Annotated in this window: 17 protein-coding genes; 5 read left to right on the plus strand and 12 right to left on the minus strand. The window is 59.3% G+C overall.

The window, feature by feature from the left end:
- Nucleotides 1–15 precede the first annotated feature (15 nt).
- The 5 genes from ACR0C3_RS03990 to ACR0C3_RS04010 all read right to left on the minus strand — a co-directional run bounded on the left by ACR0C3_RS03990 (nt 16) and on the right by ACR0C3_RS04010 (nt 6,512).
- Nucleotides 16–2,433 carry a GcvT family protein gene (locus tag ACR0C3_RS03990; protein WP_480757254.1) on the minus strand — a complete coding sequence of 806 codons (2,418 nt, stop codon included), beginning with the start codon at nt 2,431–2,433 and terminating at the stop codon, nt 16–18.
- A gap of 92 nt (nt 2,434–2,525) precedes the next feature.
- Nucleotides 2,526–3,833 (minus strand): HlyC/CorC family transporter, encoded by a 1,308-nt coding sequence (locus tag ACR0C3_RS03995; RefSeq protein ID WP_170376728.1) that lies wholly within the window; start codon nt 3,831–3,833, stop codon nt 2,526–2,528.
- Between the two features lie 63 nt (nt 3,834–3,896).
- The gene (locus ACR0C3_RS04000) at nt 3,897–4,850 is read right to left on the minus strand and encodes a tyrosine recombinase (RefSeq protein ID WP_480757255.1); all 954 of its coding nucleotides are present in this window, start codon (nt 4,848–4,850) and stop codon (nt 3,897–3,899) included.
- Nucleotides 4,850–6,373, minus strand: coding sequence for a hypothetical protein (locus ACR0C3_RS04005; protein ID WP_480757256.1), 1,524 nt, complete (start codon nt 6,371–6,373; stop codon nt 4,850–4,852). Before ACR0C3_RS04005 ends, ACR0C3_RS04000 begins: the two co-directional genes overlap by 1 nt.
- Nucleotides 6,363–6,512 (minus strand): hypothetical protein, encoded by a 150-nt coding sequence (locus ACR0C3_RS04010; protein ID WP_170376734.1) that lies wholly within the window; start codon nt 6,510–6,512, stop codon nt 6,363–6,365. Before ACR0C3_RS04010 ends, ACR0C3_RS04005 begins: the two co-directional genes overlap by 11 nt.
- Before the next feature lie 79 nt (nt 6,513–6,591).
- Here ACR0C3_RS04010 and ACR0C3_RS04015 point away from each other — a divergent pair, with 79 nt between their 5' ends.
- Complete coding sequence (locus ACR0C3_RS04015) at nt 6,592–7,179, plus strand: shikimate kinase (protein WP_480757257.1); 588 nt, start codon at nt 6,592–6,594, stop codon at nt 7,177–7,179.
- Nucleotides 7,180–8,292 carry a 3-dehydroquinate synthase gene (gene aroB, locus ACR0C3_RS04020; protein WP_480757259.1) on the plus strand — a complete coding sequence of 371 codons (1,113 nt, stop codon included), beginning with the start codon at nt 7,180–7,182 and terminating at the stop codon, nt 8,290–8,292.
- A 9-nt stretch (nt 8,293–8,301) separates the two neighbouring features.
- On the opposite strand, the gene ACR0C3_RS04025 is transcribed toward aroB, so the two are convergent.
- Both ACR0C3_RS04025 and ssb read right to left on the minus strand, forming a co-directional pair.
- On the minus strand, nt 8,302–9,372 hold the full coding sequence (locus ACR0C3_RS04025) for a site-2 protease family protein (RefSeq protein ID WP_480757261.1): 1,071 nt from the start codon (nt 9,370–9,372) through the stop codon (nt 8,302–8,304).
- A gap of 18 nt (nt 9,373–9,390) precedes the next feature.
- Nucleotides 9,391–9,894, minus strand: coding sequence for a single-stranded DNA-binding protein (gene ssb, locus ACR0C3_RS04030; RefSeq protein ID WP_170677777.1), 504 nt, complete (start codon nt 9,892–9,894; stop codon nt 9,391–9,393).
- A gap of 203 nt (nt 9,895–10,097) precedes the next feature.
- Between ssb and ACR0C3_RS04035 the strand changes: the two genes are divergently transcribed.
- Nucleotides 10,098–10,676, plus strand: coding sequence for a lytic transglycosylase domain-containing protein (locus ACR0C3_RS04035; protein WP_480757262.1), 579 nt, complete (start codon nt 10,098–10,100; stop codon nt 10,674–10,676).
- A gap of 81 nt (nt 10,677–10,757) precedes the next feature.
- Here the strand turns inward: ACR0C3_RS04035 and ACR0C3_RS04040 are convergent, their stop codons facing one another.
- The 5 genes from ACR0C3_RS04040 to miaA all read right to left on the minus strand — a co-directional run bounded on the left by ACR0C3_RS04040 (nt 10,758) and on the right by miaA (nt 18,499).
- The gene (locus ACR0C3_RS04040) at nt 10,758–12,845 is read right to left on the minus strand and encodes a dipeptide ABC transporter ATP-binding protein (protein WP_480757263.1); all 2,088 of its coding nucleotides are present in this window, start codon (nt 12,843–12,845) and stop codon (nt 10,758–10,760) included.
- 92 nt (nt 12,846–12,937) lie between these two features.
- Nucleotides 12,938–14,401, minus strand: a complete 1,464-nt coding sequence (locus ACR0C3_RS04045) for an ABC transporter permease (RefSeq protein WP_170376748.1) — start codon at nt 14,399–14,401, stop codon at nt 12,938–12,940.
- A gap of 14 nt (nt 14,402–14,415) precedes the next feature.
- The gene (locus ACR0C3_RS04050) at nt 14,416–15,462 is read right to left on the minus strand and encodes an ABC transporter permease (protein WP_170376750.1); all 1,047 of its coding nucleotides are present in this window, start codon (nt 15,460–15,462) and stop codon (nt 14,416–14,418) included.
- Nucleotides 15,463–15,583: 121 nt separating this feature from the next.
- Nucleotides 15,584–17,254 carry an ABC transporter substrate-binding protein gene (locus ACR0C3_RS04055; RefSeq protein WP_170469723.1) on the minus strand — a complete coding sequence of 557 codons (1,671 nt, stop codon included), beginning with the start codon at nt 17,252–17,254 and terminating at the stop codon, nt 15,584–15,586.
- A gap of 351 nt (nt 17,255–17,605) precedes the next feature.
- Entirely contained in the window at nt 17,606–18,499 is an 894-nt protein-coding gene (gene miaA, locus ACR0C3_RS04060) for a tRNA (adenosine(37)-N6)-dimethylallyltransferase MiaA (protein ID WP_480757265.1), read from the minus strand.
- Between the two features lie 85 nt (nt 18,500–18,584).
- Here miaA and pyrH point away from each other — a divergent pair, with 85 nt between their 5' ends.
- Together pyrH and ACR0C3_RS04070 are read left to right on the plus strand one after the other, a co-directional pair.
- Nucleotides 18,585–19,328, plus strand: a complete 744-nt coding sequence (pyrH, locus tag ACR0C3_RS04065; protein ID WP_480757266.1) for a UMP kinase — start codon at nt 18,585–18,587, stop codon at nt 19,326–19,328.
- 48 nt (nt 19,329–19,376) lie between these two features.
- On the plus strand, nt 19,377–20,603 hold the full coding sequence (locus ACR0C3_RS04070; protein ID WP_480757267.1) for an aminotransferase class V-fold PLP-dependent enzyme: 1,227 nt from the start codon (nt 19,377–19,379) through the stop codon (nt 20,601–20,603).
- Nucleotides 20,604–20,608 lie beyond the last annotated feature (5 nt).

The following is a 20,608-nucleotide window of genomic DNA, read 5'->3' on the forward strand; positions in this document are numbered from 1 at the left end:
CCGGTTGCAGCGTTGTCAGCCCCTCATTCGGTCTCCCTCAGGATCAAACAGGGGGGTCGAGATCACCCGTGCGGTCCGCATCTGGCCGAGAATTTCGATCTGAACCTCCAGCCCGTCCTTGATACGGTCCGTCGGAAGGAACCCTATCGCGACGGAGGTTCGGGCATAGTGGGAATAGCCACCAGAAGTGCAAAAACCGACGACCTCTCCGTCTAGCCAGATCGGCTCGTAAGCGTTCACATCCGCATCTTCAGCCTCAACCTCGAAGGCGACCAGTTTGCGAGCCGTACCACTATGCCGCTCTGCCTCGGCCGTTGCTCGACCAATGAAGTCGGTGTTTTTGGAGAATGAAATGAAACGGTCAAGCCCTGTTTCTGCGGCTGTGTAGTCTGGTGAGAACTCCCGCATCCATGAGCCAAAGAACTTGTCCAGACGCAAGGACATCATGGCGCGCATTCCGAAAGGCACTATCCCGTGGGGCTGTCCGGCCTCCCACAAGGTCCACCAGAGCTGTCGTTGCGCCATCGGATCGCAATAGATCTCATAGCCCAGATCGCCGGTGTAACTGACCCGCTGCACGAGGCAATCCGTCATACCGATCGTCATCGGGCGCACGTCGAGGAACCGGAGGGTCGAGACATCTTCGCGCGTGCAAGCGGCCAGAACCTCAGTTGCTTTAGGGCCAGCGATTTGGAAGCCATTCAGCTGGTCGCTGATATTGCTGACTGAGACGCCCTCGGCTGCGTTCTGCTGGAACCAACGCATGTGGTAGGCTTGGCTGCCGTATGAGGCAGTCAGGCGGAAGTCAGTCTCACTCAGGCAAGACACGGTAAAATCACCGATCAGCTTACCTTTGGACGACAGCATCGGGGTCAGGGAGACGCGGCCCGGCTGAGGGATGCGCCCCGCCATGATCCGATCCAGCCACGCGCGGGCATTCGGGCCCGATATGCGATACTTACCGAAATTGTGGACCTCGTTGATTCCTACGCCTTCGCGGACAGCGCGGACTTCGCGCCCCGTGGCGTCAAACGCGTCCGAGCGCCGGAACGAGGGAGTCTCATAACCCGGCTCATCACCTTGCGCGAAATAATTCGGCACCTCCAGCCCATATTGCTGACCCCACACCGCGCCCAGATCGCTGAAGATGTCATACATTGGCGTGGTGCGATTGGGACGCGCGGCGGGCAGTTCCTCGTTCGGGTAGGCGACGCTGAACCGTTTCTGATAGTTCTCAATGACCTTCGGGCGGGTATAGCCCGGGCTGATCCAGTCGCCGAACCGGGCCACGTCCATGGCGAACACATCGCGCTCCGGCTCGCCTTCGATCATCCACTGCGCCAGTGTCAGGCCAACGCCGCCACCCTGGCTGAACCCGGCCATGACACCGCAAGCAGACCAATAGTTGCGCACCCCGGGCACCGGCCCGACCAGAGGGTTCCCGTCCGGCGCAAATGTGAACGGGCCATGGATCACCGATTTCACCCCGGCCTCGGCCAGAACCGGGAAGCGACGATAGGCAAACTCAATACTGTCGGTGATCTTGTCGTAGTCGTCGGGCAGCAGTTCATGACCGAACTCCCACGGCGTTCCGTCCACGGCCCAGGGCTTGCAGGGTTGTTCGTAGAACCCAATGCACAACCCGCGACCCTCCTGCCGCAGATAGCTTTCGCCAGCAGGGTCCATCACATGCGGATGCTCTCCGCCTGCGTCGATGATGGCCTCGATCTGAGGGATCGAGTCGGTGACCAGATATTGATGCTCCATCGGGTGCAGAGGGAAATAGATGCCCGCCATTGCACCGACCTCACGCGCCCAGAGGCCGCCTGCATTGACGATATGTTCGGCGTGGATCGTGCCCTTGTCGGTTACCACATCCCAGGTGCCATCCGCCCGCTGGTTGGTTTCGCGCACCATGCAATGGGTCTCGATCGTGGCTCCACCCATTCGTGCCGCCTTGGCATAGGCATGGGTGGTGCCCGATGGGTCCAAGTGCCCATCCAGCGGATCATAGAGTGCACCGATGATGCCGTCGGTGTTGGTGATGGGCGCAATCTTCTTGATCTCATCCGGGCCGACGATTTCGGTTTCCAGCCCCATGAAGCGATGCTTGGCGCGCTCGGCCAGCAGCATGTCGAACCGATCCTGATTGTCGGCAAGTGTCACCCCGCCCACATGGTGCAAGCCGCAGGACATGCCGGTGATCTCTTCCAGCTCTTTGTACAGACGGATCGTATAGCCCTGCAGCGCCGCCATGTTGGTGTCGCCGTTCAGAGTGTGAAACCCGCCCGCCGCGTGCCAGGTCGAGCCCGAAGTCAACTCGGACCGTTCCAGAAGCATGACGTCGGACCACCCCAGTTTGGTCAGGTGATACAGAACCGAGCAGCCAACAACGCCGCCCCCAATGACCGCCACGCGGGTTTGCAGTTTCATGAAAGACTCCCAGTTTTTCTGGAAGTGTGACCGGAGGCTCCGGGGGTGCAAGTGTAAAAACGACAAATAATGTCGCGCACGTCGTCCCGCGCTTAGAGAGGTCTGATCTTCAGCTCCGTCACCCGGTTGCCCTCGCGCGCGGTAACCTCGAACCGGAACCCGTGGAAGGAAAACACCTGACCGACCACGGGGATCATCTGCGCCTCATGTATCACAAGGCCTGCGACAGTGTTCGCCTCTTCATCCGGCAGGGACCAGTCTAGCGCACGGTTGACGTCGCGGATGGTCATGGCCCCTTCGACCAAGAACTGGCCATCCTCGGTGCGGGTGACGGGAACCTCTTCTTCAATGTCGAACTCGTCGGCGATTTCACCAACGATTTCTTCCAGAATGTCCTCGAGAGTGATCAGCCCACGCAGCGAGCCGTATTCGTCGACCACTAGGGCAAAGTGGCTGCGAATGCGCAGGAACTCTCGCATCTGGTCGTCCAGAGTGGTGGTTTCCGGTACGAAATAGGGATCGTTTGCCACTTTGGTGATGTCGAAGCCGGCCAAACGGTCCGAATTGCTCTCGGATCCGCCGACCTGAGCATACATCGCGCGGAACAGATCTTTGGCATGGACAACGCCGATGATGTTCTCGGGCTCGTCGCGGAAAACGGGCAGGCGGGTGTGACGGCTTTGCAGACATTGTTCCAGAATGGCATCCGGCTCTGCATCGGCGTCGATCATCTCGATGTTCGAACGGTGGAGCATGATCTCCTCAACCGCGCGATCCCCCAGATCCAGTGCGCCCAGAATGCGGTCACGGTCTTCTTTCTCGACCACACCTTCGGAATGGCCCAGCTGCAAAGCACCAGCGATTTCCTCGCGCACGGCGAGGATGTTGCTATCGGGGTCGATCTGGACACCAAAAATGCGCAAGACGCCGCGCACCAACAGGCGTACCGCGGCCACGATGGGGGAGAACACGGTGACGACAACGCTGATGATCGGGGCCACGGCAGAGGCGGCTTTTTCTGAGTTGGTAATGGCGTAGGTCTTGGGCAGGACTTCGGCAAAGATCAGAACCAAAAGGGTCATAACCAGAGTCGCTAACGCCACTCCGCTTTCACCGAACAGTCGGGTGAACAGGGCCGTCGCCAGCGAGGCCGCGAGGATGTTGACCAGGTTGTTGCCCAGCAGAACCGAGCCGATCAGCCTCTCATTATCATCGGTGATATCGAGCGCCTTTTGCGCCCCTCGAGAGCCTTTGTCGGCCTGTGCCCTCAGCTTCCCCCGGGATGATGCGGTCAGCGCTGTTTCTGAGCCTGAGAAAAAGCCCGAAAGGACAAGCAAAAGCAGGATAGCGCCAGTGGTAAACCAGAATGCGCCGTCGATCAGAGAGGATGTGGGTTCCATCGGTCCTTGGTTGTTCGTGTTTCTGCACCCGTTATGGGGATGCGGACCCTTGCAATCAAGGGGTTAGCCCTTGCTACCCTTGTCTTTCGCTAGCGGGTGATGTTCCAGCACCAGTTCTGACAGCCGTTCATCCAGCACGTGGGTGTAGATCTCGGTCGTCGCGATGTCTGCGTGACCCAATAAGGTCTGGATAGAGCGCAGGTCGGCCCCGTTTGCCAACAGATGGGTGGCGAAGGCATGGCGCAACGTATGCGGCGTGACCTTTTCGGGCGAGACACCGCCCTGAACCGCCAATTCTTTGACAAGCAAAAAGAACCTGTGCCGGGTTAGGTGCCCGGATTTGCCCCGTGACGGGAACAGGAACTTTGATCGGGTGCCGCCTTTTTCAACACTTGAATCCTCGGCCTTGTCTCGTTCCTCAAGCCAAACGGCCAGCGCATCGCGGGCCGGAGGAGACAAGGGAACCATCCTCTCTTTGCCGCCCTTGCCCAGCACCAGCAACATGCGGGGATCGCCGCGCGCCGACGAGACGGGCAGGGAGACCAGCTCCGTCACCCGCATACCGGTCGCGTAGAGAAGCTCCATCAGGCAGGTGTTGCGGATACGATCAGCCTGGCTGCGTCCGGTCTGGCGGGCGGCCTCGAGCAGACGGTCGACCTCGGGGACGTCCAGCGTTTTGGGCAGCTGCTTCTTGCGGCCCGGGCCTTTGATCTGAATGGCCGGGTTCGCTTCGCGCCAGCCTTCTTCGAACGCGAACCGGTAGAGTTGTTTGATCGCCGACAACCGCCGGGCGCGGGTCGCGCGGGACAGCCCCTGCGCATCGCAGTCGATCAGATAGGCCTCGATCCGGTCCCGATCGGCCTGCTCGAAACTGCTTTTGCGATGCTCCAGCCACGTGGCGAAATCCTTCAGGTCGCGACCATAGGCCAGGAGAGTGTTAGTGGCCGCGCCCAATTCGGCGGCCTGCGCCTGCAGAAAGGTCGAAATCCACAGCTCATCTGATGCTGGGCCGCTCATCATCCGCGCTCGTTCAGGATCAGCAAGTTCAGTGCAGCGCGGCGGGCGGTTTCCTCCAGCCCGACACGGCGGAAGGCGGCGATGGCGGCGGTCATGTCCACCAGATTGCCGCGGGCACCGTGGGCAAACAGCTGCATTGCCTCCAAAATCGCCTCACCGAGTTGGCCATTGTCCAGCAGGGCCTCGATGTCCGACGGCACCGGCGCGGCCCAGGCGAACCCTTGCGCGACCGCATCAGCCAAGGGCGACGGCGAAACAGCGCGGCCCGGATCACCCTGCGCCAAAGCTGCCAGGAACTGCGTTTCAACCGCTGTGTCCGGCGCTTGCATCGCGGCGCGTTCATAGAAGTCCGAGAGCATCAGGATACGCCAGCGCAAGGCTTCCACTTCGGCCCCCTGCAATTCGACCCCATAGAGGCGTTCGGCGAAGAGATCGGCAAAGGGCACTTCAAGCCCGACACTACGCATCTGTTTCCAGACGAGGGGGAGGGTCTTGCTGATCGCCTCGACATTGCCGGTTTCAAGGGCGGTCTCGAACTGCTGCACAGCGGCCACCCGATCCCAAACGGCACCTGATGCTGCCGGAGAACGCTCGGTGTAAAGTCCAAGCAACTGGTTCGGAGTCAGCGCGCCAATGCGGGTCAGGCGTTCAGCGGCTTCGATCTGCGCCTTCCAACCTGCCACATCGCGCAGGTCGGCATTGGCGAAGGCCCGCGGCAGAGGAGCTGAGGGCAAACGCTCCCCAATGGCCTCAAACAACCTGAAGCTCAGCGGATCCGGGTCCTCGGGCTGGGGCAGGTAAGGCGCGTCCTCAAAAATGTCGGGGTTGAGGAAACGGTCGAGGAGGTCCAGTTCCTCAGGCGGCAACAGCTCTAGCGCGTGGGCGGCCTCAAGCGTCAAAGCGGCAGAAGGCCAATCCCCCCGGCGGGCCTTGCAGAAGATCTGGGCCGCATAGTCCTTGGATAGGTTGGGCTGGGCAATCAGCGCCGTGCAGCTGCGATCCTCGTCACCGGTCAGAAGCGTTGCATCAAACCAGCGTTCGAACCTGGCCTGCGTGTCCGTGGGACCGGCCAGTTGCACCAGTGACTGCGCCGGGTCCGCCGCGCCGAGCTGCATCAACCGATCCAGGCGCGCCAGCAACAGCGTCTCTTCCCCAGACACGCCGCCCGGCGCGCGGGCCTCGGACAGCAGAAGCGTGAATAGCAACCGCTGCATCGCGGGGTTATGCTTGACCGGGATGCGGGCGATCAGGTCAGAAATCCGCTCGGGGTCGCTGCCATGCCAGAGGTCGATGGGTAGCCCGGTGACACTCGACGACACCAGACCGATCGGCTGCGACAGCGCGTCAAGTGGCGTGACTTCAACCACGGGCTGGCCTCCGTTCTGTGCGACCGGAGGTTCCAGCAGTACAGTTCCCGGCAGGTTCTCGGGCGGGTCGTTCAGCCAATCAATCGCAGTCAGCGGCTGCTGCGCCTGCGCTGCTCCGGCCAGAGACAGCGCAACCAACACGTGCTTAATCGACATCCAACGTGACCGGTTCACGGATTTCGCTTTGCGGGGCCGAGAAATCGGCACCGAAATAAGGACCCACATAGGCGTAGGCCACCAGCCCGATGAAGGCCAGGCAAACAATATATATCAGGAACTTGATCAGACGGCCCATTGCGCCACGCTGCCTCAATTTTTGGTTTTGACCAAGTTATAACTGGCATTTTTCTTAAGATCACGTCATTCACGGTTAAATGAGCGAAATTAAGCATAACACACACGCGGCAGGCACACAGGGCCGGTTTGATCTGCACAAAACCGTTGTTCTTGTGGGCATGATGGGGGCCGGAAAGACCGCTGTGGGCCGCGCATTGGCCGCGCGGCTGGGTGTTCCTTTCCTCGATAGCGACGCCGAGATCGAATCAGCCGCCAATATGACCATCCCCGAGATTTTCCAGCGCGACGGAGAGCCGTTTTTTCGCGCCAAGGAAACCCAGGTTATCGGTCGCCTGCTGGATGAGCAGAAAGGTATTCTATCGACGGGTGGTGGCGCGTTTCTGTCCGAGGGTAACCGCGACATGATCACCGAACGGGGTGCCTCGGTCTGGTTGCGCGCGGATCTTGATGTGTTGTGGACCCGGGTGCGGCACAAGGATACTCGACCGTTGCTGAGAACCGATGATCCCTATGCGACGTTGAAGGCGCTGTACGAGGCGCGCGTGCCGGTCTATGCCGAGGCCGATCTGACGGTGGCCTCGGATGGTGAGACCTCGATCGACAATATGGTAGACCGCGTGGTCGACGCATTACTGGCGCGACCCGATGTTTTGGAACGAATTTAGATGCATCAGACCGTACATGTGGAATTGGGCGAACGCTCGTATGATGTCGAGATTGGCCCGGACCTGCTTGCGCAATCCGGCGCTCGGATCGCACCTTTGCTGCGCCGTCCGAAAGTTGCGGTTCTGACTGACGAGAACGTCGCCGCCCTTCATCTGGACGCCCTGCGCGACGGGCTTGCGGTCGCGGGGATCGAGATGTCCTCACTGGCTTTGCCCGCAGGGGAAGGGACCAAAAGCTGGCCGCATTTTGAACGCGCGGTTGAATGGCTTCTGGCCGAAAAGGTCGAACGGCGGGACATCGTCATTGCCCTTGGTGGAGGAGTGATCGGGGACCTCGCAGGTTTCGCTGCCGCTGTGCTGCGCCGTGGCGTGCGTTTCGTTCAAATCCCGACCTCGTTGCTAGCGCAGGTCGACAGCTCGGTTGGTGGCAAAACCGGGATCAACGCGCCGCAGGGTAAGAACCTGATCGGAGCGTTTCATCAACCCTCCTTAGTACTGGCCGACACCTCGGTTCTGGGCACCATGACCCAGCGTGATTTCCTGTCTGGCTATGGAGAGGTGGTCAAATATGGGCTGCTGGGCGACGCCGATTTCTTCGAATGGCTTGAAGGGAATGGGACCGATGTCTCCTCAGGCGATATGGCCGCGCGGGTGCGTGCCGTGACACGCTCGGTTCAGATGAAAGCTGACATTGTCGCACGTGACGAGATCGAGCAGGGCGATCGCGCGCTTCTGAACCTCGGGCACACGTTCTGCCACGCGTTGGAGGCCGCGACGGGCTATTCCGACCGGCTGCTGCATGGCGAAGGCGTTGCCATCGGCTGCGCGCTGGCCTTTGAATTGTCGGCACGACTGGGCCTATGTTCGCAGGAAGACCCAAGCCGAGTGCGGGCGCATTTGAAGGCTATGGGGATGAAAACCGATCTGGCCGATATTCCCGGTGATCTTCCCGGAGCCGAGGCCTTGGTGGACCTGATGGCACAGGACAAAAAGGTGATCGACGGTCAGTTGCGTTTCATTTTGGCGCGAGGGATCGGTCAGGCCTTTGTTACCTCGGATGTCCCGCGTGAGGCCGTTCTGTCGGTGCTAGAGGATGCGTTGGCATCCGTCTGACGAAGGCGATCAGCGCCCGCGAATCACCATCAACTCACCGATGTTTTCACGGGTGACATAGCCGATCATAAGCCCGGTGCGATTGATCACGGCGACCGCTGGCGCGCCTTTGTGCAACCCGTCCAGAACCTTTGCCAATCCGGCGGTCAAGCCGACCTGCGGGATGTTACGCTCCATGATCGAAACGGCGGGGTCGGAGCGTGGGTGGTCGCCTGCCAGTGCCTTGAACAAGTGATCTCGGGTTACGAAACCCTGAAGGTGGCCTTTGTCGTCCAGAACCGGAAACTCATGTTGCGTTGTATGGATCACGGCCTGCGCGGCGGTATTCAGCGTGTCCTGAGGCGACAGCGCGTGAAATTCAGTGATCATCGCATCGCGCGCCATAACATGCCGCGTGGCCGAGCGCAGCGCCACATCCTGACTTTCTGCATTGGCTGCGAAGAACACGAAAACAGCAATCACGACGAGGATCGGGTTGCCCGAGCTGAGCCCATAGAACCCGAGCCCAACGGCAAGCATCTGACCGCTTAGCGCCGCGATGCGCGTGGCTGTGACGCGGTCCAGACGAAGGCAGAGGAGGGCCCGGAAAACGCGACCTCCATCCATCGGGAAGGCAGGGATCATGTTGAACGCCGCCAGCAGAAGATTGATGTAGGCGAGACGGTCCAGCATCCCGATATTTGCGGATTCTATCTGGCTTATCGTCTCAAAGGGCATCCCGGCGCCAAACCCCACCAGAATCAACCAGATCGCGACATTCACAGCCGGACCGGCGAGGGCCACCCAGACCTCTTGCATCGGTTTTTCTGGCATACGCTCCAACCGGGCCAGACCGCCGATGGGCAACAGGGTGATGTCAGGGGTTTTGATGCCAAAGCGGCGCGCCATCAGGGCGTGGCCAAACTCATGCGCCACGACGCAGGCAAACAGGGCCAACACGAAGATCAGGTTTTCGATCGCGGCCGGCCAACCTCCGCTGGAATAGGCCGCGAATCCGACCCAGGCCAACAACAGGAAAAAGGTGACATGGACCCTCAGTTCGGACCCGAGAAGTCGGCCGAGAGCGAAGGACCATGCCATGTTGTGTCTCCGTTTCGTTTAGAACGGAATCTCGTCGTCGTCGATTCCGCCGGATGCAGGGGCAGGAGAGCTGGACGGTGCGCCATAAGGATCGCCATAGCCGCCACCGGCCTGACCACCGCTATAGCCGCCCGACTGACCGCCACCATAGCCGCCGCCACTGCCTTCGCCGCGGCTGTCCAGCATCGTCAGTTCGCTGCGATAGGGACGCAGGGCAACTTCGGTTGTGTATCGATCCTGGCCCGACTGATCCTGCCACTTGCGGGTTTCAAGCTGGCCTTCGATGTAAACCTTGCTGCCTTTGCGCAGGTATTGTTCTGCCACCCGAACCAGCGGTTCAGAAAAGATGGCGACCTGATGCCATTGCGTGCGGTCCCGGCGTTCACCGGTGTTGCGATCTTTCCACGTCTCGGATGTTGCAACGCGCAGGTTGCACACTTTCCCGCCATTCTGGAACGACCGCACCTCAGGGTCGGCACCAAGATTGCCGATCAGAATGACCTTGTTAACTGAACCCGCCATGTAGTTCCCCGTTCTGTATTGATCTGCATGCGCCGAATCTGGCGCTGAATATGCCAGAGACCCTATACGGCCTGCATCAGGGTGAAAACACGTTGATGACACAGTGTCGGACAAGAATCTGCTTGCCCCGATCTGCACGCTTTTAATTCAGGCGGCGGGACCATATACTCCGCTTGTTTCTGGATCGGGCAGGATAGGCATTTATGCGGTCTTTGGTTTTAGGTTTTGTCGGTGTGTGTCTGCTGCTGACCACGGCCCCGGTGCAGGCCCAGACACTGTCTACCAAGAATAGAAAAGACATATTCCTCAAGCAATCCAAAGTGTTGGACTCGCGCGCGGCGATGCAATATCGCGGGTCCGAGCGGCTTAAGCCGAAAGTGGCGCAAGGGCGTTTCGACAAGCGTTATACTGGGAAGTACCGTGGAGAATACCTGAAGCTTGCCCGCCAAGCCGCCCGCCAACACAACATCCCGGAAGAGTTGTTTTTGCGTCTGGTGCAGCAGGAAAGTGGCTGGAACCCCGCAGCGAAGTCTCACAAAGGGGCCCTTGGTCTGGCGCAGCTGATGCCGCAGACGGCCCAGCTTTTGGGTGTAAACCCCCATGACCCCAAGCAGAACTTGGAAGGCGGCGCGCGGTATCTGTCGTGGCAATACCGCAAGTTCAAGTCGTGGCCTTTGGCGCTGGCGGCTTACAATGCAGGTCCCAAGGCCGTTGAGAAACACGGCGGAATTCCGCCTTACGCGGAAACCCAGAATTACGTGAAGGTGATCTGGGGCGGTTAAGGCGCACAACAGTTAAATTTGACAGTAGTATTCAACGAAAAAGGCCGGTCTGTGACCGGCCTTTCAAGTTCGTACAAGCGCCTATTCTGCGGCGATTTTTATCACAGGCTCCATACGGGCCAGAACATCTTCGGCCAGGTGACATTTGACCTGATGGCCGTCGGCCAGAGTTTTCACAGGCGGGACATCTGATTCACAACGCCCGTCCGGCACCTCGGATTTCCAACGACAACGCGTCTGGAACGGGCAACCCGGTGGCGGGTTCATGGCCGACGGAATATCACCCTCCAGCACGATATGCTGCTTCTCGATCGAGGTATCTGCAATCGGAACCGCGCTCAGAAGCGCTTCGGTGTAAGGGTGATACGGGGGCGAGAAGACCTGATCGGTCGTGCCCAGTTCGACCACGTGGCCGAGATACATCACCATCACCCGGTCGCTCAGATAGCGCACGATCGACAGATCATGGCTGATGAATAGCAGCGTCGTCTTGTGTTCGCGCTGGATCTCCATCAGCAGATCGGTCACGGCCGCCTGAACGGATACATCCAAGGCCGAGACCGGCTCATCCGCCACCACGATCCGTGCATCACCCGCAAAGGCGCGCGCGATACCAACACGCTGTTTCTGACCACCTGAGAGCTGTCGCGGCATCCGGTCCGCGAAGGCGCGGGGCAGTTTCACCAGATCCAGCAGTTCCAGCATGCGGCTCTTGCGCTCAGCCTCGGAATTGCCGACTCCGAAGATTTCGAGCGCGCGGATGATCTGTCGCCCGACGGTCATGGAGGGGTTCAGAGTGTCAAACGGGTTCTGGAACACCATCTGCACTTCGCCAACGGTCTTGGCGTCGCGTTCCTCAATCGGTACTGCCTCAATATTGCGGTTGTCCAGCAGGATTTGCCCGTCAGTTGCCGTTTCAAGCCCCATCAGAACCTTGGCGAAGGTGGATTTACCGCAACCAGATTCGCCCACGATGGCCAGGGTCTCGGATTCGTGCGCCTCAAAACTCAGGGTTTCGTTGGCTTTGACCACTTTGGTCGTCCCGCCTCCGAACAGGGCGTTGGCCGCCACCTCATAGTACTTCTTGAGGTTGTCCATCTTCAGAACGGTCCGCCCGATCTCGCCCTTTTCCTTTTGCTCGCCAACGGTGATCGGCGCGTTCCAGTCAATCTCTTGGAACTTCAGGCAGCGCGTATGGTGGCGATCATTGCCCGGCACAGCCTCCATCAGGATGTTCTGGGCGTCGCAACGGCCTTCTTCGAAATAGTCGCAACGCGGGCCAAAGTTACATCCCGGCGGGCGTTCATGCGGCAGAGGGAAGTTCCCTGGAATGGCTACCAGCGGACGCGCGTTCTTGTCGGCACCAGGCAGGGGGATCGACCGGAACAGCGCCTGTGTATAAGGGTGCTGCATCTCGTCGAACACATCATGGATCGAGCCGCGCTCGACTGCTTCGCCCGAATACATCACGCACAAGCGGTCGCAGGTTTCCAGAACCAGCCCAAGGTTGTGCGAGATAAACAGCATCGAGGTGCCGTATTTCTTGCCCAGATCCTTGACTAGTTCGACCACAGCGGCCTCAACGGTCACGTCCAGAGCCGTGGTGGGTTCGTCCAAAATCAGCAGGGCAGGCTTCGACATCAACGCCATCGCGATGACAATCCGTTGCTGCTGACCGCCTGATAGCTGGTGCGGGAATGAGTTCAGCATCCGTTCAGGGTCGGGCAGGCGGACGTCTGTGACGACCTCCAGCGCACGCGCATAAGCCTCTTCCTGACCGACGCCCTCATGGATCATCGGCACTTCCATCAACTGCTTGCCGATCTTCATCGCCGGGTTCAGCGAGGCCATCGGCTCTTGATAGATCATTGCGATCTCATTGCCGCGAATGTCGCGCAGTTCCTCAGTGGTCATCTCACCCAGATCACGCCCCTTGAACTTGATCGAGCCGCCAACGATGCGCCCGTTCTTGCCCAGATCCTGCATGACACCCAGCGCCACCGTAGACTTACCGCAGCCGGATTCACCAACCAATCCTACAGCCTCACCTGGCTGCACACTGACCGAGAAATCCATAACGGCGGGAATTTCCCTCAGCCGGGTGAAAAACGAAATCGAAAGCTTGTCGATTTCCAGAATAGGCCCGTCATAGTCCGCCAGTTTGTTCATCTTGTTACTCCTCGCGAGAGTCAGGGGGATCCCCTTCATCTGGCTAAAAATACCTCGGGGGTCCGGGGGCAGAGCCCCCGGCCTTGATTACGTCAGTCCTTCAGACTTTCTTCACGCAGACCGTCTGCCAGCAGGTTCAAACCAAGAACAAGTGACAACAGGGCCAAAGCAGGTGGAAGGGCAGGGTGCAGATAGATCGAGAGCAGCTTGCGCCCTTCATTGATCGTCGAGCCCCAGTCCGGGCTTTCGGGCGGCAAACCCAGCCCGAAGAAACCCAAGGTTCCCAGAAGGATGGTGGTATAGCCAATCCGCAGACAGAAATCGACAATCAGCGGACCACGCGCGTTGGGCAGGATTTCCCACAGCATGATGTACCACGGACCCTCACCACGGGTCTGGGCCGCAGCCACATAGTCGCGGGTTTTGATATCCAGCGCCAACCCGCGCACGATGCGGAACACCGTGGGAGAGTTCACGAAGACCACCGAAACGAACACGACTAGAATACCGCCCGGAATGTCGAACAAATCCAGATAGGTCGGAAGACCCCAGACACGGTAGCTGTCGGTGCTGATGATGTAGCCTCCGGTCGAAATCAGCGACAGGTAGAACCACAGCGCCACGCCCAGAACGCCGATCAGCAGAGGTGTTCGGAAATTCGGACGCGTGTAGTAGCGCGAATTCAGCAGGACACCGAGGAAGATGATCGGGAAGACAAACAGGATGGCTGCCATATAGTTCGGCACACCGGTCGCCACGATCTCGGGTGTCACCAACAGGTAGAACAGCAGGATCACAGGGAAGGCGAGGATCAGGTTTGCCAGGAACGACAACAGCGTATCCAGGCGACCACCATAGTACCCGGCGGGCAGGCCCAGCGTGATCCCAACCATAAAGGCAAACATCGTGGCAAGCGGAGCGATCTGAACCACGATCCACGCGCCTTTGACCATGCGGCTGAATACGTCGCGGGCCAGATTGTCTCCGCCCAGAAGGTACCAGGCGTATTGGCCGTCCTCCAGATTGGGCAACGGCGTACCGGGCACCTTGTTTTTCATGCCCGAGATTTGTGCCAGCGGGTCATGGGTCACGATCAAATCAAGCGCGCCGAAGATGCCGGTGAAAACCCAGAACATCACAAGGCCAAAGCCGATCATGCCGATGGGGCTGTCGAAAAGCTTGCCGTACAGGCCCAGCTTGCGTTTGAACGCGATCGACATCGCATACAGGATGATCAGTGACAGCCAGACGGGTAGGAATTGCTGCGAGATCGCACCAATGATCCCGGCGCTGGTACCCATCAGGATGCCCAGCACGACATAGGCAACCGCGATCGCCACACTGGCCAGAAAGCTATAGCGCAGCGCGGCTTGGATCATGTTTCGCAGGCCCGAGCTCGAAGTTAACGTGCCATCAGGGTTCACCGTCATCTGATCCTCGGGCAGCACAATGCTGGCCAGCATCCAGACGACGATGGACAGGGCCATGACCCCCAGTGCCAGCGCGAGTAGCGGGTTGAGGAAGGCGATAGAGCCGGTCCAGGTAAGTGGTTCCATGATCTGACCCTCCCTTAAGAAATGCGAATGCGCGGGTTGAGGTAGACATAGCCGATATCCGAGATCAGCTGCGTCACCAGCACCACAAAGACCGACACGACCGAGATCGCCAACAATAGCTGGATGTCATTGTTCCCCGCCGCCTGCACCAGCGCCCAGCCAAAACCCTTGTAGTTGAACAGGGTCTCGACGATCACCACGCCATTCAGCAGCCATGGGAACTGCAACATGATGACGGTGAACGGTGCGATCAGAGCGTTCCGGAGCGCGTGTTTCATGACGATGTTCGGGAACGAGACACCTTTTAAGCGCGCGGTGCGGATATATTGCGCCGTCATCACCTCGGTCATCGAGGCGCGGGTCATGCGGGCGATATAGCCCATCCCATAAAGCGCAATTGTCAGCACCGGTAAGAAGAAGTTCTCAAACGTCGGGTTCTCCATCGCTTGCGTCGCCGTGCCCTTGAACCATTTCAGGCCCACAGCGGATGACGTGAAGATCGCGATGAAGATCACACCCGAGACGTATTCCGGCGTCGCGGTGGTGGTGATGGCAAAGGTCGACAGCGTCCGGTCCGTAGCCGACCCTTCTTTCATCCCAGCCAGAATGCCTAGGATCAGGGCCGAGGGGACCATCAGTAGCATCACCCAGAACATCAGCCGGCCAGTCAAGGCGAGCCGAGTGCCAACAACAGTCCCGACTTCTTCTTTGAAGACCGTCGAATACCCCCAGTAGCCCTGAAGGATACCGCAGAAATTAGGAGACTCTTCGGCGGTTTTGCCCGGTAGAATGCATCGGCCCTGAACAGTGCCGTCTTCATTCGTGTGCCGGTATGAGGGCAGAACGCCCAGCCATTCGCCGTATTTTATGGGCGTCGACTGAAGGTATCCGCCTTTTTCCAAAAAGCTCTCGACCTGCTCATCCGACATCCGGAAATTGCCCTGCGTTTTCGCTAGCTTTTCCAGGTTCGGGTAGAGATTGGTGAGGAAAAAAACCAGGAATGTCAGGCACAATGCTGTCAGCAGCATAATCCCCACACGCCTTAAAATGAAAAGTCCCATGTTAGCCCCTGTTGGTCGGCTGGCGTGGACGGCATTCCGCCTCACGCGTTGCTATTCTTATGGTCGCCGTATTGAGGACGAAGGGCCGCGCCAGTGCGGCGCGGCCCTTGTTTGTTTTGGGTCAGGAGGTCAAACCGAACTTGTAAAGCTGCGGCAGGTCCGCGATGTGCTTTTCGACACCGACCATGTTGTCGCGATGGTGGCGCATTGCAGTCCGCCAGTAAGGCTGAATGACAACACCTTCGTCGATCATGATCGCCTGCAGCTTCGCCATTACCTCGCGGCGCATGTCGACATCAGCGAGCGAGTTTGCCTCGGCCAGCAGCTTGTCGAACTCTTCATTGGCAAAGCCGGATTCGTTCCACGCAACACCCGACTTGTAAGCCAGCGCCAGAACCTGAGTGCCCAGCGGGCGGTGGTTCCAGTTGGTCGAGGAATACGGGTACTTGGTCCAGTCATTCCAGAAGGTCGAGCCCGGCAGAACCGTGTGCTTGGCCTTGATGCCCGCATCGTTCAGCTGAGCGACAACCGCCGCAGTGGTATTCCGGCGCCAGTCATCGTCGATGGACTGCACTTCGTGCTCGAAATCACCCATGCCCGCTTCGTCCATCAGCGCTTTCGCGCCAGCCGGATCGTAGGGTATGCGGGTCACAGCCGAGTCAAACTCGGGGTGCATCGGGCCCACATGGCAGTTCTCGGCAGGGATGCCGTAACCGGACATGCCAAGTTCAAGGCAAACATTGTTGTCGACGGCCATGGCGAGGGCCTGACGGACTCGCTTGTCGCCGTAGATTTTGTTGCCGTCCGCGTCTTCTGCCAGCTGGTTCGGGCGGATGACGATGGTAAAGCCCGACGGGATTTCCGAGCGAACAAGACCGATGCCGTCGAAGATGTCGACGAACTCACCGACCGACTCCCAGTTCATGTCGATCTCTTCGGCCTCATAAGCGGCCAGGAAGGCGGCAGGGTCGGTGCCGTAATCGATGAATTCGATACGGTCGATGTAACCGCCTTTGCCCGCTTCATAGCCCCACCAGTCGAAGCCCTCATTGCGGACCAGAACGCCCTTCACGCCGACCTCGTGGCTTTCGGGGATCATGAAGCCTGTGCCCACCGGGTTCGACAGCATGTCATTTGCGTCAAAGCTGCTATGGACGATAGCACCCGGATAGTCCGCCATGCCGGGGATGATGGTGATGTCCGGCGCGTTGCATTTCAGTTTGACGGTGTGCGAATCGACCACGGTAATGGCGCCATCAGCGGCTTTCTGGGTGCTCTCATCGACCAGCGACGCCATGCGCGAGGCCATCGAGTTGCCTTCCAGCGAAGCATCGCACCAGCCTTCGATGTTGCGAGCCACGTCTTCGGCGGTGAAGTCGTCACCGTTATTCCACTTGACGCCCTTGCGGACGTTCAGCGTGTATTCAGTGGCGTCGTCATTGGCTTCCCAGCTTTCCAGCAACATGGGCTTGAACGTACCGTCGTTGTTGTACTCGACAAGATACTCCAACCAGCCCGCCGTGAAGGTCGCAATCTGCGTCCAGTCATAGGTGCGTGGGTCTTTGAGGGCGCGGACTTCCATCTGATAACGGATAGTGCCGCCTTGCTGCGGCTCAGCTGCCGCTGCTGGTGATTGCAGACCGATCATGCCGTAGGCGACCGGAGCGGCAACGCCCAGTGCAGTGACGCGGGCCATAAACTCACGGCGGCTCAGATTGCCGTCGCGGTATTCCTGGGCGTGCATCTCTGCGGCCCAGTGCACCGACGTTCCCTTTGTTGTATGGTTAGTCATGAATGTCTCTCCCTGTGACATATTTGTTTTTTTGCATGGAATGAACGAACCTAGCTGGCGTTCTTCAGGCCAAGGCGAAGGTCGAAGGGTTCGGTTTTTTGAACGTTGGAATTCCCCATGTCGGTATTCGGCAACAGAATCCGAAGGACGTCAATGTTCGAATGCGGCATGAAGAGCAAAAAAACGACATGTATGGGCGGTTGTTGCGCGTCACTTGCCCAGTGTTTCTTACCCATTCCCAACGCGGGGCAGGACGCCAACTCATGGAAGCCAAGCGCCGTAAGTACTGGAAATATTGGTTCAATCCGACGGGCGGCCAGATTGGATACTGGGAACCAACCGCGTTTCGTATCAGTTTGATAAATCGAGGTGATTCCACGCCTTCATGCGCGCCCGGAACCATGTGCGCTGGCGTTTGGCAAACTGACGGGTCGAGATCGTGGCCCGTTCGCGCGCTTGCTCCAATGTCATTGTGCCTTCCAGGTAGGCCATGAGTTCCGGCACCCCGATGGCCTTGCAGGCGGGTAGCGACGGATCATAGCGGTCGCGCATGGCCGCAACCTCGTCCAAAGCGCCGCTCTCCAACATGTGATCGAACCGCCGGGTTATACGGTCCAGCAGCCATATTTTGTCGACGTCAAAGACGATGGGCACCGTGTCCCGCAGGGCCAGCACAGGCGGCGGAGTGTCGTCTTGCCATGATGCAAGGCTGCGTCCGGTTGCCTGCTGAACCTCCCACGCGCGCTGAACGCGGGCGCGGTTGTTTGTGTCCAGCCGGGTCAGGGTTTCAGCATCCACGCCCGACATCAGCCGGGCCAAGTCCATCTGATCGGCATCCTGACGTACATGCAGGGGCGTCGGAGGTATCTCGGCCATTCCTTCCGTCAAAGCGGTGAAATACAGCCCTGTACCGCCGACGATGATCGGGCGCGGGCTGGCCGTCAGCAGCGGAGTGATCTCACGCAACCAGTGGCCGGTGGAATACTCCTGATCAAACGCGACGTGACCATAGAGGCGATGCGGCGCGCGCGCTTCCTCGTCCGGTGAGGGGCGCGCAGAGATCACCTGCCAGCAGTCGTAAACCTGACTTGCATCGGCGTTGACGATCACCCCTCCGAACCTTTCGGCAATGCGCAGAGCCAGCTCGGACTTGCCCGAGGCTGTCGGGCCAGCGATCAGAACCGGCTTGTCATCCGGTATCTCGGGGAGCCGGTCCCAAATCGATGCGGTGGGGTGATTGGTCATGGTCCCTCAGTATCCGCATTGAACCTGCGGTCGTTTTGCTTCATTTTGCGCCGGAAAATAAACCCGTGCCAGCCCGGAGCGCAATATGAGCCTGACCTCGTCCCTCAACACCCAAAAACCCAAGTATGATCGCGTGATGCTGAAGATTTCCGGCGAGGCGTTGATGGGTGATCAGGGATTCGGCCTGCACCCGCCGACCGTCCAGCGCATCGCGCAGGAGGTGAAATCGGTCCACGATCTGGGCGTCGAGATTTGCATGGTGATCGGTGGCGGTAACATCTTCCGTGGCCTCAGCGGCTCGGCCCAGGGGATGGAGCGGACCACGGCAGACTATATGGGGATGCTGGCGACCGTAATGAACGCGCTGGGGATGCAGTCGGCGCTGGAAGAGATTGGGGTGTTTACCCGCGTGATCTCGGCCATCCGTATGGATGAGGTCTGCGAGCCGTATATCCGCCGCCGCGCCGTGCGCCACCTTGAAAAGAAACGGGTTTGTATCTTTGCCGCGGGTACGGGCAACCCGTATTTTACCACTGATACGGCCGCGACCCTGCGCGCGAATGAGATGGCCTGTCAGGCGATCTTCATGGGCAAAAACGGCGTGGACGGGGTGTATGACAAGGACCCGAAAGAACATGCCGACGCCAAGCGGTATGACACGGTTTCTTACGACGACGTACTGGCAAAACGGCTGCGGGTCATGGATGCTTCGGCCATTGCGCTGGCGCGTGACAACAACCTGCCGCTGATCGTGTTCGGTCTGGATGAGCCGGGCGGCTTCCGGGGCATTCTGGCCGGTGAGGGGACTTATACCAAGGTTGAAGGCTGAGGCGCGCACTCAGCTATTAGTGTTCTCCACTCATCGAAAGGTCTGTCCATGTCAGCGTTGGATATCGAATTCGTTCGGGCTCAGTTCCCCGCCTTTCCCGAACCCGGCCTTCAGGGACAGGCCTTTTTCGAGAATGCAGGTGGCTCCTACACCTGCCAGCAAGTGATCGACCGACTGACGCGGTTCTACACTCAACGCAAAGTTCAGCCTTATGCGCCCTATGAGGCCAGCCGTCTCGCAGGTGCCGAGATGGATGATGCCCGCGCCCGGATGGCCGCGATTCTTGGGGTTGAGACTGACGAACTGAGTTTTGGCCCTTCCACCACCCAGAACACCTACGTTCTGGCACAGGCCTTCCGGCAATGGATGAGCCCCGGCGAAGCAATCATCGTTACCAATCAGGATCATGAGGCCAATTCCGGTCCTTGGAGGCATCTTGTCGAGGCCGGGATCGACGTGCGTGAGTGGAAGATTGATCCCGAAACGGGATCTCTGAACCCGCAGGATCTGGAGAACCTGCTGGATGAGAAAGTTCGGCTGGTCTGTTTCCCGCATTGCTCGAACGTAGTGGGTGAGATCAACCCGGTGACTGAGATAACCGCCATTGCCCATGCCGCCGGTGCTTTTGTGTGCGTGGATGGAGTGTCCTACGCGCCGCACGGGTTTCCGAATGTGGGAGATCTGGGGCCGGATATCTATCTGTTTTCAGCCTACAAAACCTACGGCCCGCATCAGGGCTGCATGGTCATCCGGCGCGCACTGGGTGAGTTGCTGCCCAATCAGGCGCATTATTTCAACGGCGATACTCTGTATAAACGATTCACCCCCGCAGGGCCGGACCATGCGCAAATAGCGGCCAGCGCGGGGATGGCGGATTACATCTCGCTGCTCAGCACCCACCATGGCGGCCCAACTGAGGGTGCCGTTGCGCAAGGCGCTTTCGCCCATGACCTGATGCGCAATCACGAGGTCGCGCTGCTGCAACCGGTGCTGGATGCCGTCAAAAACCGAAACACAGTACGACTGCTTGGTCCGTCCGAGGCCACCCGACGCGCGCCCACCGTTGCCTTGGCTTTGGGTCGGCCGGCCGCTGCCGTGGCGGCTGAGCTGGCGGCGCATGGCGTGATGGCCGGCGGTGGTGACTTCTATGCCGTACGCGCCTTGCAGGCGATGGGGGTCGATCCGGATCAAGGCGTGTTGCGGGTCAGCTTCACGCACTACACCTCCCAACAGGAAATTGATCAGTTATTGAATGCACTTGACCGGGTTTTGTGATCCAG

Source organism: Ruegeria sp. CK3 (assembly GCF_056536565.1).